Consider the following 12,315-nt stretch of genomic DNA (forward strand, 5'->3'; position numbering starts at 1 on the left):
AGGCCTCACCCGGCCCCGCGCATGGCGCCGGCAAGCCGCCGGCGGATGATCTCGAGCCCCGGATCGCCCTCCGCCAGCACCGGCGCGCAGACGCCCGCGGCGTAGCGCCCGTTGCCGCGCAGCGCGGCGAAATCGAGCGACAGGGCGGCGATGTCGCTCTCCTCGAACAGCCAGCGATTGCCGTCGTCGAGATAGGTCTCGGTCACCGCGCCCTCGGCGACCACCAGCCCGTGCCTTTCGAGTTCGATGTGATGATAGGTGACGGCCCGGCACCAGGCCTCCTGGACGATGGTGCGGCCGTTGACCAGCAGCGCGGCGGGCACCAGCCGCCCGCCGAGGAACAGGGCGTGGCTCGGGCTCACCCGCAGGTCGCGATACGGCACGCCATCGCCGAGCGAGCCCGCCGCAAACAGGATGGGCGCGACGCGCGCACGCTCGCGCAGGCGGAACAACGCCACATGGATGCGCCCGACCCAGACCAGCGGTTGCAGCAGCGGCCCGCCATGCGCGGTCAGCACCCGGTCGCCCGGCCGCAGCCGCTCGACCGGCACCTCGCCCGCCTCGGTCGCGATGCGCGTGCCCGCCGCGAAGCAGACCGGCGCGCCGGCGGCAGGTGGCAGGCAGGCACCCTGTCGGGCGCCGGCAGGTCCGGGCATCGCGCGGTTCCGCTCCGTGCCCTTCGACGGCGGTGCTCCGCATCGCGCAGCACCGCCGCCATCGGGGGGGTCAGGCTGGAGACAGCAAGGGGGGTGAAGCCGCCTCCAAAAAGATCAAGCCACAGCGCTCGCCGGAGTTAAACGAACGTGCGGTTGTTTTCTGCACGGCGATTCCGGGGCGGAACGGGCGCATCGGGCCCGGCGGTGTAACCACGGATTGCGGCGGTGGGTGGCCGGCACGCGCATCCGGCCGGGACAGCGCCGGGCGCAGCCCCGGATTGCATGTCCGGGCCGGAAGGTGCGATCTGCGCGCCGTGCACCGGCGGCCGGCGGCGGTTCCGGGCATCCGCCGGGGCGGGCGCCACCCCGCGATGGGCCGGACCTCTCGCCTTCTTGATCGGGTCGCCGGCCGCGGCGGGCGCCGCCCTCAGGCCGGCTCGGCCGCCGCCCGCCGTGCCACGCCGCCGCCTCCCGGCCGCTCGGCCGCCTCCAGCGCCGCTTCGAGCGCCCGCCGCAGGGAGGCGAGCTTGCGCTCGTTCTCGACCTTCAGCCCGAAAACGTCCTTCACGTAGAACACGTCCACCGCGCGCACGCCGTAGGTGGTGATGTGCGCGCTCGCGATCTGCAGGCCCTGGTCGCTGATCGCCGCCGTCACGTCATGCAGCAGGCCGGGGCGGTCGCGCCCGTTCACCTCGATCACGGTGTGGGTATTGGAGGCGTGGTTGTCGATGACGACGCGCGGCGGCACCGTGACCGCGCGCAGCCGGGCGGGCTCGCGCTTGAGCTTGCGGATCTCCTCGCGCAGCTTCAGCCGGCCCGAGAGCGCCTGCTCGATCAGCACCGCGAGCCGCGCGAGCCGGTGCGGCGCATCGAAGGCGCCGCCCTGCGCGTCCTGCACCCAGAAGGTGTCGAGCGCCATGCCGTCGGTCATGGTGTGGATGCGCGCATCCACGATGGAGGCGCCGGCCACCGCGAGCGCGCCGGCGATCTTGCTGAACAGCCCGGGATGGTCGGTGCAGTAGACCGTCACCTCCGTCACCGCGCGGGCCTCGAGGACGCGGGTGCGCACGGTCAGCGGCGCGCCCGCCTCCTTCGCCTCGCGGATCATGGCCGCATGGCGGGCATGCGTCTCGGGGTCGAAGGAAAGCCAGTAGCCGGGATAGCCGAGGTCGAGGAAGGCCGCGACCTCCTCCTTCGGCCGGTCGGCGAGCAGCAGCGCCGCCGCCTCCTTGGCGCGCGCCACGCGCACGTCGCGCTCGGGCACCGACAACCCGCCGGCCAGCACCTCCGCCACGCGCCAGTAGAGTTCGCGCAGCAGCGTCGCCTTCCAGCCGTTCCACACCTTGGGGCCGACCGCGCGCATGTCGGCCACCGTGAGGACCAGCAGCAGCCGCAGCCGCTCGGGGGACTGCACCACCTCGGCGATGTCGAGGATGGTCTTGGGATCCTCGATGTCGCGCTTGAAGGCGGTCTGGCTGATGAGCAGGTGATGCAGCACGAGCCAGGAGACGGTCTCGGTCTCCTCCGGCGTCATGCCGAGCATCGGGCAGATCGTCTGCGCCAGTTCCGCGCCGAGTTCCGAATGGTCGCCGCCGCGCCCCTTGGCGATGTCGTGCAGCAGCACCGCGACATAGAGCGCGCGGCGGGACTGGAGCTGGCCGACCAGCTCGCTCGCCACCGGCGCCACCTCGGCGAGGTCCCCCCGCTCGAGCGCGGCGAGCACGCCCACCGCCTCGATCGTGTGCTCGTCCACGGTGAAGACGTGGTAGGTGTCGAACTGCATCAGCCCGACGATGCGCTGCCAGTCCGGCAGCAGGCGGGAGATCAGCCCCGCCTCGTTCAGCAGGCGCAGCCAGGTGGCCGGATCGCGCCCCGAGAGCAGGTCGAGGAACTCCGCGCTCGCCTCGCGCTCGCCCCGCAGCCTCACGACATGGCGGGCATGGCGGACGATGGCGCGGAAGGCGAGGGGGTGGATGTCGAGCCCGCGGTCCCGCGCCATGCGGAAGATCCGCAGCATCAGCACCGGGTCGATCGTGAAGTCGTGGCCGGGGGCGGCGATCACCTTGCCGTCGGCCAGCGCGAAGCCCGCCGCCGTCAGCGCCTTGTCCGAGGCCGGCACCACCGCGGGGGGGCCGAGCGATGCGCGCTCGATGGCCGGTTCCAGGATGCGCGTGTAGCGCGCGACATCCCGCACCATCAGGAAGAAGTGCTTCATGAAGCGCTCCACCCCGTCCTGCAGCCCGTGGCGGGTGTAGCCCATGCGGGCGCCCACCACGGGCTGGAGGTCGAAGGTCAGGCGCTCCTCGGCCCGGCCGGTGACGAGATGGAGGTGGAAGCGCACCGTCCAGAAGAAGTCCCAGGCGCGGCGGATGGCGCGCGCCTCCTGCGCCACGAGCAGCCCGCCGCCGGGGGATTCCGGGCCGACCAGTTCGGGCATGCGCTGCACGTTGAAGGCGTAGCGGGCGAGCCAGTAGAGCGTCTGCAGGTCGCGCAGGCCGCCGCGCCCCTCCTTCACATGCGGCTCCACCTGGAAGGGGCTCTCGCCATAGCGGGCGTGGCGCTGCTGCCTCTCGGCCCGCTTGGCGGCGAGGAAGGGCTTGAGGCCCCATTCGGCGCGGGCGGCGCGGAAGGCCGCCTCGAAGCGATGGAAGATCGCCTCCTCGCCGGCGATCGGGCGGGCGTCGAGCAGCGCCGTCAGCACCGTCGCGTCGGCCTTGGCATCCACCAGGCAGTCGGCGCGCGAGCGCGTGGCGTGGCCGACCTTCAGGCCGAGATCCCACAGCAGGTAGAGCATGAACTCCACCGCCTGCCGGCCGCGCGGGCCCATGCCGGAATCGGTCAGGAACAGCAGGTCGATGTCGGAATAGGGCGCGAGCACGCCGCGCCCGTAGCCGCCCGTGGCCACCAGCGCCCAGGGCTTGTCGCCCGCCGCCTTGGGCAGCGTCGCCTCGGTGTAGGCGTGGATGCCGGCCATCACCACATCGGTCAGCGAGGCGAGCCAGCGCGCCGCCGCGAGGCCCGATACCTCGTGCGCCTCGAAGGCCTGCTGCACGCGGTGCTGGATGCGCCCCAGATGCCGCCGCAGCAGCGTCACCGCCTCCTCGCGCGCGACCGGCCGCCCGCCGGGGATCAGGTCGGCGAGCAGCGCGTCGAGCACGACAGGCTGCTCCCCTGCCATGCGGCGGTGGCGCGGAGCCGGGCCCTCGGCGGGGTCCTCGGCGGCTCCGGCGGCGTCCAGTGAGGTCATCGGCCGGCGAGACTACCTACTCCGCGCCGTCCGCGACAGGCCCCAGCAGCGATTTCATGCGGTAGATCGCATCGAGCGCCTCTCGCGGGCTGAGCGAGTCGGCATCGAGTTCCGCCAGCGCCGCCAGCGCCGGATGGGCCGCCGGGGCCGGGACGGGGGCCGGCGGGCGGGCGAAGAGCGGCAGTTCCTCCGACAGCGGATCGAGCCCGCGCGCGCGGGCCTCCAGCGCCTTCAGCACCTCCTGCGCGCGCGCGAGCACCGGCCGCGGAACGCCCGCAAGCCGCGCCACATGCACGCCCCAGGAGCGCTCGGCCGCACCGGGGCCGACGCGGTGCTCGAAGACCACCTCGCCCCGCCATTCGCGCACCTGCATATGCGCCGGCGCGAGGTCCGGCAGCTTGCCGGCCAGCGCCGTCAGCTCGTGGAAATGGGTGGCGAAGATGGTGCGGCAGCGGATGCGGTCGTGCAGCGCCTCGAGCACGGCCCAGGCGATGGCGAGGCCATCCCAGGTCGCGGTGCCGCGCCCCACCTCGTCCAGCACGACCAGCGAGCGGGCGGTCGCCTGGTTCAGGATGGCCGCCGTCTCGGCCATCTCGACCATGAAGGTCGAGCGCCCGCCGGCGATGTCGTCCGCCGCGCCGACGCGCGAGAAGAGCCGGTCCACCAGCCCCAGCCGCGCCGCCTCCGCCGGCACGAAGAGCCCCGCCTGGGCGAGGATGACCAGCAGTGCGTTCTGCCGCAGATAGGTGGACTTGCCCGCCATGTTCGGCCCGGTGAGCAGGCAGAGCCGCCGCCCGGGCGAGAGGTCGCAGTCGTTCGGCACGAAGGCCGGGCCGCGCGCGCGCGCCAGCGCCGCCTCCACCACCGGGTGCCGCCCCGCCGTCACCGCGAAATCGGCGCGGTCGGTGATCTCGGGCCGCGCCCATCCGCCCCGCGCGGCGAGTTCCGCGGCCGCGGCATGCACGTCGAGCTCGGCCATCGCCGCCGCGGCGGCGGCGATCCCCGGCGCGGCATCGAGGCAGAGCCGGCGCAGATGCTGCGCGATCAGCCGCTCGCGCCGTGACGCCTGCTCCCCCGCCTCGGCCACGCGGCGGTCCAGCTCGGCCAGCGCGGCGCAGGTGAAGCGCATCGCATTGGCCATGGTCTGGCGATGCACCGGCGCCTGCGGCCCCTCCTTCACCCCTTCGCGCAGCAGCCTCTCCCCGGCCGCGGCCGGGACCTCGGCGAGGAAGCCGAATTGCTGGTGATGGCGGATCCTGAGGCTCGCGACCCCCCAGGCGGCCGCAAGATCCATCTGCAGCGCCGCGATCGCCTCCCGCGCGCCGTCGCGCAAGCGGCGCAGGGCGTCGAGTTCGCCGTCGTAGCCCGCCGCCACCAGCCCGCCATCCTCGAGCCGCGCGGGCAGCGGGTCGGCCAGGGCGCGCGCCAGTTCCGCCCGCGGGCTCGATGCCGGGCGCAGCGCGCGCGCCGCCTCGGCGACCAGCGCCGGCACCGGCGGCACCCCCGCGGCGGCGGCGAGCGCGCTCTCCATCGCCTCCGCCCGCATCAGCCCGTCGCGGATCGCGCCGAGGTCGCGCGGGGCGAAGCGGTCGAGCGAGAGGCGCGCGAGCGCGCGCGCCATGTCCGGCGCGCCCTTCAGCGCCGCGCGCAGCGCCGCGCGCACATCCCCGGCCGCCAGCAGGAAGCCCACCGCATCGTGGCGCGCGGCGATCGGCGCGGCCTCGGCCAGCGGGGCGGCGAGCCGCGCGGCGAGCTCGCGCGCGCCCGCGGGCGTGACCGTCCGGTCCACGGCACCCAGCAGGCAATGCCGCGCATCGCCCCTTTCGCTGCGCAGGATCTCGAGGCTGCGCCGCGTCGCGCCATCCATCTGCAGCAGCCCCCGCCCGCCCGAGGGCACCGGCGGCGCGAGGCGCGGCATCGCGCCGGCCTGGGTCAGACGCACATACTCCACCGCCATGGCGGCGGCGGCGACCTCCTCGGCCGAGAAGGCGCCGAAGCCTTCCAGCGTCGCCACCGCGAAGGCCTCGGCGAGCCTGCGCGCGCCGTCGCGCGGCGGCTCCTGATGCGCGATGCGCCCGGCGAGCGGCAGCAGCGCCGGCCCGCGCGCGAGCGCCTCGGGCGCCAGCACCTCCACGGGCTCGAGCCGCGCGAGCAGCGCGGGCAGGTCGGCGGCGGCGAGGCTTGCCGTGCCGAAGGCGCCGGTCGTCACGTCGAGCCAGGCGGCGCCGAGCCTCTCCCCCGCCGGGGCGAGGGCGAGCAGCCAGGCGGGGCGGGCGGCCTCGAGCAGCGCCTCCTCCGTCACCGTGCCGGGGGTGACGATGCGCGTGACCTCGCGCCGGATGGTCGGGGCCTTGCGGCGCTTCTGCTCCTCCGGCGTCTCGGTCTGGTCGCAGATCGCGACGCGGTAGCCCTGGCGGATCAGCCGCGCGAGATAGGTCTCGGAGGCATGCACCGGCACGCCGCAGAGCGGCACGGGCTCCCCGCGATGCTCGCCGCGGTAGGAGAGCGCGATGTCGAGCGCGGGCGCGGCGATCTCGGCATCGCCGAACAGCATCTCGAAGAAGTCGCCCATGCGGAAGAAGATCAGCGCGTCCGGATGCGCGGCCTTGGCGGCGAACCACTGGGCGAGCGCCGGCGTCGCGCCCTCGGCGGGCGGGACGGGCTTGCTCTCGAGGGGCTGAACGCCTGTCATGGCGAGGCTCTAGACCGGATCACGCCAGGACGGGAGGGACCGGATGCGGCCCGATGGGCTCGACCACGTGACGCTGCGCTGCAGGCCGCAGGACCTGCCCGCGGCGCTGCGCTTCTACCGCGACATCCTCGGCCTCGCCGAAGGCCCGCGGCCGGATTTCGACTTCCCGGGCGCCTGGCTCTACGCGGGCGGGCGGGCCGTGGTGCATCTGGTCGGGCGCGAAGGCGCCGCCCCGCCATCCGGCCCCGCGCCCGGCGCGGCCTTCGAGCACATCGCGCTGCGCTACCGCGGCCTGCCCGCGATCCGCCGGTCCCTGCGCGCGCACGGCCTCGCCTTCACCGAGGCCCCGCTGCCGGGCATGCCGATCCACCAGCTCTTCGTCACCGACCCCTTCGGCCTCCGGGTGGAACTGAACTTCGACATGAACGACACGGCGAATGCGGGGTGAAGGGGGGCGGAGAGGGGCTTTGCCCCCTCCGGACCTCCCCCCACCAGAGGCCGAAAGGCCTCTGGACACCGGAACGGAGCCGGGGAAGACGGGGAACGGCACCGCTGGAGAGCCTTCGATCGGAGGCGTGCCATGCCCCTCCCCGGCTTCCCCGATTGAAGTCCTGGTTTCCAAAGGCCTTGGGCCTTTGGCGGGAGGGGGTTCCGGGGGAGGGCGGCACCCTCCCCCGACCCCCCGCGCCTCTCACGCCGCCGCGCGGATCGCCGCGGCCTTCACGTCCTCGCTCACCGCGCCGGCGAAGGTCTGGAAGTTGGCTTCGAACAGCCCGACGAGGTGGCGGGCGGTGCGGTCGTAGGCGGCCTTGTCGGCCCAGGTCTCGCGCGGGTTCAGCATCTGGGCGGGGACGCCGGGTGCGGCCTTGGGCATCATCAGGCCGAAGAAGGGGTCGCGCACGAATTCCGCGCGCGCGAGCGAGCCGTCCAGCGCCGCGCGCAGCAGGGCGCGGGTGACCTGGATGGGCATGCGGCTGCCGGTCCCGTAGGCGCCGCCCGACCAGCCGGTGTTGACCAGCCAGCAATCCGCGCCGTGGCGCGAGATCAGGTCCGACAGCATCCGCCCATAGACTTCCGGGTGGCGCGGCAGGAAGGGCGCGCCGAAGCAGGTCGAGAAGGTCGCCTGCGGCTCCTTGCCCAGCCCCTTCTCGGTGCCCGCGACCCGCGCCGTGTAGCCCGAGAGGAAGTGGTACATCGCCTGCGCGGCCGAGAGCCGGCTGATCGGCGGCAGCACGCCGAAGGCATCCGCCGTCAGCATCACCACGTTCTTCGGCAGGCCCGCGGTGCCCGAGGGCACCACGTTCGGGATGTAGTCGATCGGGTAGCAGGAGCGCGTGTTCTCGGTCAGCGATCCGTCGTCGAGGTCCACCACGCCGGCCCCATCGGCCACCACGTTCTCGAGCACCGTGCCGAAGCGGTGGGAGGCGGCCCAGATCTGCGGCTCGGCCTCCTTCGACAGCCGGATGACCTTGGCGTAGCAGCCGCCCTCGAAGTTGAAGACGCCGGCATCGGACCAGCCGTGCTCGTCGTCGCCGATCAGGGCGCGCTCGGGGTCGCTGCTCAGCGTCGTCTTGCCGGTGCCCGAGAGGCCGAAGAACAGCGCCACGTCGCCGCCGCGCCCGACATTCGCGCTGCAATGCATGGGCAGCACGCCGCGCTCGGGCAGCAGCCAGTTCATCACCGTGAAGATGCTCTTCTTGATCTCCCCGGCATAGGATGTGCCGGCGATCAGGATGGTCCGCGTCTCGAGCGAGAGGGCGATCAGCGTCGTGCTGCGGCAGCCGTCGGTCGCGGGGTCGGCCTCGAATTCCGGCGCGTGCAGGATGGTCCAGTCGGGCGCGAAGGCGGCGAGCGCCTCGGCCGCGGGGCGGATGAACATGTTGCGCGCGAAAAGCGCGTGCCAGGCGTTGGTGGTGACGAGGCGCACGCGGATGCGGTGCGCGGGGTCAGCCCCCGCATGCAGGTCCTGGGTGAACAGTTCCGCCTTCTGGCCGAGCCAGGCGCGCACGCGCGCGGCGACGGCGGCGAACTTCTCCGCCGGCAGCGGCTGGTTCACCTTGCCCCACCACACGGCCTCGCGCGTCGAGGGTTCCTCGACCACGAACTTGTCCTGCACCGAGCGGCCGGTGTGCTGGCCGGTCACGGCGATGAAGGCGCCCTCGGCGGACAGCCTTCCCTCCCCGCGGCGCAGCGCATGCGCGACGAGCGCGGGGGCGGCGAGATTGGCGTGGACCTCGCCGCGCGGCGTCACGCCGGTGCCGGCGAGCGGGGACTCGGAAGACGACATGCGCTGCACTTCTCCTGGACGCGACCAACCGGGGCAGGGAAGGCGCCGTTTCGATGACGGCGGCGGCAGAATTGCGGCGGCCCGCCCAGGGCTGCGCAGCGTTTCAGACCGCCTGGCCGAGGCGCGACCGTCCCTCCCGCGCCGCGCGGACCAGCGCCGCGCGGACGGCCCCGGCATCGCTTACCTGCGCTAAGAACGCAAGACGAACCGTCCGGTTACCTTCGGTCAGGTCGCAGCCATCCACATCCACCGTGGCGAGCCGCCATGCCCCCGGCCCGGCCCCGAGCAGCCCTTCGGCGATCGCGGCCACCGCGTCGGCGTGGTCCCGGTTGACATGCGCGACGATCCCGGCCTCGGCGGCCGCGATCGCCGCGACGGCGGCGGGGTCGGGGGCGAGTTCCGCCGCGCGGATCCGCTCGGCGCGGGCGAAGCCGCCGACATGCAGCGCGGCCCCGATGCGGACGCGCCACAGCGCGAAATCCGCGAAATCCGCATAGAGCGCGGCATAGGGGTGGCGGGCGAGCCAGCGCGCCTTGAGCGCCGGCGCCTCGGCCTCGGGCACCCGCTCCGCAAGGCCCGTGACCGTCACGCGCGGGGCGGTCTGCGGGTTCGGCCCCTCGGCGGCGCCGGTGAAGAGCAGCGCGCAGCGCGGCTCGGCCGCGAGGTGCCGCGTGTGCTCGGACAGCGCCGAGAGCCACAGCAGCGGGGAGAGATCGGGCGCCGGGGCGGGGGTGACGAGGCTCGCGAAGGGCTGCCCCCCGGCGGATGTGGCGAGCGTCGCCGAGCCCGCCCCGCGGATCAGCGCCCTGGCCTCGCGCACGCCCTGTTCCGTCGCCATGTCCCTCTCCGGCCCGTTCCGTGCCACAATCGCGCGCGAAGGTGGAACCGGGACGGGGGGCGCGCAACCGCCGCCGCCCCCCGCGACGGCGACAGCACCGGAAAGAGAGATGCCCCAGACCATCGCCCTCGTGGACGACGACCGCAACATCCTGACCAGCGTGCAGATGACGCTGGAGGCCGAAGGCTATGCCGTGCGCACCTACACCGATGGCGAGAGCGCGCTGCAGGGCCTGCTCGCCAAGCCGGCCGACCTCGCGGTGCTCGACATCAAGATGCCGCGCATGGACGGGATGGAGCTGCTCCAGCGCCTGCGCCAGCGCTCCAACATGCCGGTGGTGTTCCTCACCTCGAAGGACGAGGAGGTGGACGAGCTGATGGGCCTGCGCCTCGGCGCCGACGACTACATCACCAAGCCCTTCAGCCAGCGCCTGCTGCTCGAGCGCATCCGCGCCCTGCTCCGCCGCAACGAGGCCTCCCGCGCCGAGGGCTCGGGCGCGCCGCCGGGCGGCGTGATCGCGCGCGGGGACCTCGTGCTCGACGAGACCAAGCACACCTGCGTCTGGAAGGGCAGGCAGGTGCAGCTCACGGTCACCGAGTTCCTGCTGGTCAAGGCGCTGGCGGTGCGGCCCGGCATGGTCAAGAACCGCGACCAGCTCATCGACGCCGCCTATGGCGAGAACATCTACGTGGACGACCGCACCATCGACAGCCACGTCAAGCGCATCCGCAAGAAGTTCCGCCAGGCGGACCCCGATTTCGACCAGATCGAGACGCTCTACGGCATCGGCTACCGCTACAAGGAAGCCTGACATGACCGCGCCCCGGCATGCCTGACGGCAGCGCGACGCGCCCCGCGGCGGCCGAGGCGCAGGCCGGGCGCGCGCCGCCGCCGCCGCGCGCGCGGCGGCGCTTCTCGCCCCTGCTGCGGCGCATCCTGCTGGTCAATGCGGTGCCGCCGGCGCTGCTCGCGGCCTCGCTGCTCTACCTCGACCAGTATCAGAACGGGCTGCTCGCCGCCGAGGTGGAGGCGCTGCGGACCCAGGCGCGCATCTATGCCGGCGGCATCGCCGAGGCCGCCGTGCGCCTGGAGGGCGACCGCGCCGTGCTGGTGCCCGAGGCCGCGCGCCCGCTGCTCCGCCGGCTGGTCGAGCCCTCGCCCAACACCCAGGCGCGGCTGTTCGACAATACCGGCCTGCTGGTCGCCGACAGCCGGGTGCGGGAGGGTCCCGGCGGCGCCGTGACCACCGAGCCGCTGCCCCCGCCCGAGCCCCGCGGCGCGCTGACCTCGACCGTCGCCGGCGTCTATGACCGCCTGGTCGCGGTGCTGCCCGGCCCGCTGCGCACCGGCGGCGGCGCGGGCGGCGTGGCGGTGGACATCGGCCCCGACGCGCCGGATTTCGACTGGCAGCCGAACATCGGCCCCGACCGGCGGGAGGAGCTGCGCCTCGCGCTCGAGGGCGGGGTGCGGCCCTACATCCGCCGCACCGGCGACGGCAGGCTGCTCGTCTCGGTGGCCGAGCCCGCGCTGCGCGCCGGGCAGGGCGTGGGCATCGTGCTGCTGACCCGCGACGCGCGGGAGGTGGACCGCCGCCTGTTCGAGATCCGCGCCTCGGTGCTCATGCTCTTCGGCACGGCGCTGGCGCTGACGGTGCTGCTCTCCTTCTACCTCGCGCGCACCATCGCGACGCCGATGCTCGACCTCGCGCGCGCCACCCAGCGCATCCGCGAGGGCGAGGGCCGCGCCGGCTCCGTGCCCGCCCCCCTGCTCGCGCGCAACGACGAGATCGGCGTGCTGGCGCGCGACCTGCAGAACTCGGCCCGCGCGCTGTGGGCGCGCATCGACGCCAACGAACGCTTCGCCGCCGATGTGGCGCACGAGTTGCGCAACCCGCTGACCAGCGTGCGCAGCGCGCTCGAGACGCTGCGCCGCGTCGAGAACCCCGAGAGCCGCAACCGCCTGCTCGACATCATCGCCGAGGATGCGGTGCGGATGGACCGCCTCATCGCCGACATCAGCGATTCCTCGCGGGTGGATGCGGAACTTTCGCGCACCGTCACCACGCCCGTGGACATCGCGCCCATCCTCTCGGCGCTGGCCGAGCTGCACGAGGCGACGCGCAGCGGCGAGGACGCGCCGCATGTGGTGCTGGAGGCGCCACCCGGCCCGCTCGTCGTGCGCGGCGTGGAGGGGCGCATCGTGCAGGTGTTCCGCAACCTGCTCGGCAACGCGCTCTCCTTCAGCCCGCCGGGCGGGACGGTCTGGATGCGCGCGCGCCAGGCCGGCTCGATGGTCGAGGTCGCGATCGAGGACGAAGGCCCCGGCATCCCCGAGCAGAAGCTCGAGAGCATCTTCGAACGCTTCTATTCCGAGCGCCCGAGCGGCGAGCGCTTCGGCCAGCATTCGGGCCTCGGCCTGTCCATCAGCCGCCAGATCGTCGAGGGGCTGCGCGGGCAGATCGCCGCGGAGAACCGCCGCGACGCGGCGGGCAAGGTGCTCGGCGCGCGCTTCGTGGTGCGGCTGCCGGCGGCCTAGGCGGAAAACGGCGAGGCGGAACCGCCCGGCCGGGGACGAATGCCCCGCGGCGTTGGCCGC

The 12,315-nt window shown here is 74.0% G+C and carries 8 protein-coding genes; 3 read left to right on the plus strand and 5 right to left on the minus strand.

All coding sequences use genetic code 11. From position 1 onward, the window contains the following. Window positions 1-5: 5 nt before the first annotated feature. The 3 genes from FHS88_RS01485 to mutS form a co-directional block, all read right to left on the minus strand. Window positions 6-656, minus strand: coding sequence for a Hint domain-containing protein (locus tag FHS88_RS01485; protein WP_184480581.1), 651 nt, complete (start codon window positions 654-656; stop codon window positions 6-8). Between the two features lie 427 nt (window positions 657-1,083). After that, window positions 1,084-3,903 (minus strand): [protein-PII] uridylyltransferase, encoded by a 2,820-nt coding sequence (locus FHS88_RS01490; protein WP_211842730.1) that lies wholly within the window; start codon window positions 3,901-3,903, stop codon window positions 1,084-1,086. A gap of 16 nt (window positions 3,904-3,919) precedes the next feature. Continuing rightward, window positions 3,920-6,595: a DNA mismatch repair protein MutS gene (gene mutS / locus FHS88_RS01495; RefSeq protein WP_184480583.1), complete on the minus strand. Its 2,676-nt coding sequence runs from the start codon at window positions 6,593-6,595 to the stop codon at window positions 3,920-3,922. Window positions 6,596-6,638: 43 nt separating this feature from the next. On the opposite strand from mutS, the gene FHS88_RS01500 reads away from it, so the two are divergent. After that, window positions 6,639-7,043 carry a VOC family protein gene (locus FHS88_RS01500; protein WP_184480585.1) on the plus strand — a complete coding sequence of 135 codons (405 nt, stop codon included), beginning with the start codon at window positions 6,639-6,641 and terminating at the stop codon, window positions 7,041-7,043. 243 nt (window positions 7,044-7,286) lie between these two features. Here the strand turns inward: FHS88_RS01500 and FHS88_RS01505 are convergent, their stop codons facing one another. After that, entirely contained in the window at window positions 7,287-8,882 is a 1,596-nt protein-coding gene (locus tag FHS88_RS01505) for a phosphoenolpyruvate carboxykinase (protein ID WP_184480587.1), read from the minus strand. Window positions 8,883-8,985: 103 nt separating this feature from the next. Next, window positions 8,986-9,720: a HugZ family pyridoxamine 5'-phosphate oxidase gene (locus FHS88_RS01510; RefSeq protein WP_184480590.1), complete on the minus strand. Its 735-nt coding sequence runs from the start codon at window positions 9,718-9,720 to the stop codon at window positions 8,986-8,988. 109 nt (window positions 9,721-9,829) lie between these two features. On the opposite strand from FHS88_RS01510, the gene FHS88_RS01515 reads away from it, so the two are divergent. Next, window positions 9,830-10,531, plus strand: a complete 702-nt coding sequence (locus FHS88_RS01515; RefSeq protein ID WP_184480592.1) for a response regulator transcription factor — start codon at window positions 9,830-9,832, stop codon at window positions 10,529-10,531. A 17-nt stretch (window positions 10,532-10,548) separates the two neighbouring features. After that, entirely contained in the window at window positions 10,549-12,255 is a 1,707-nt protein-coding gene (locus tag FHS88_RS01520) for a stimulus-sensing domain-containing protein (RefSeq protein WP_184480594.1), read from the plus strand. Window positions 12,256-12,315 lie beyond the last annotated feature (60 nt).

This window comes from Neoroseomonas alkaliterrae (assembly GCF_014199195.1).
In the GTDB taxonomy this organism is placed as follows: domain Bacteria; phylum Pseudomonadota; class Alphaproteobacteria; order Acetobacterales; family Acetobacteraceae; genus Neoroseomonas; species Neoroseomonas alkaliterrae.

What these genes read in the sequence shown, in the direction of transcription:
- FHS88_RS01485 (WP_184480581.1), bottom strand. Translation starts at nt 656, where the DNA reads ATGCCCGGACCTGCCGGCGCCCGACAGGGTGCCTGCCTGCCACCTGCC.
- FHS88_RS01490 (WP_211842730.1), bottom strand. Translation starts at nt 3,903, where the DNA reads ATGACCTCACTGGACGCCGCCGGAGCCGCCGAGGACCCCGCCGAGGGC.
- mutS (WP_184480583.1), bottom strand. Translation starts at nt 6,595, where the DNA reads ATGACAGGCGTTCAGCCCCTCGAGAGCAAGCCCGTCCCGCCCGCCGAG.
- FHS88_RS01500 (WP_184480585.1), top strand. Translation starts at nt 6,639, where the DNA reads ATGCGGCCCGATGGGCTCGACCACGTGACGCTGCGCTGCAGGCCGCAG.
- FHS88_RS01505 (WP_184480587.1), bottom strand. Translation starts at nt 8,882, where the DNA reads ATGTCGTCTTCCGAGTCCCCGCTCGCCGGCACCGGCGTGACGCCGCGC.
- FHS88_RS01510 (WP_184480590.1), bottom strand. Translation starts at nt 9,720, where the DNA reads ATGGCGACGGAACAGGGCGTGCGCGAGGCCAGGGCGCTGATCCGCGGG.
- FHS88_RS01515 (WP_184480592.1), top strand. Translation starts at nt 9,830, where the DNA reads ATGCCCCAGACCATCGCCCTCGTGGACGACGACCGCAACATCCTGACC.
- FHS88_RS01520 (WP_184480594.1), top strand. Translation starts at nt 10,549, where the DNA reads ATGCCTGACGGCAGCGCGACGCGCCCCGCGGCGGCCGAGGCGCAGGCC.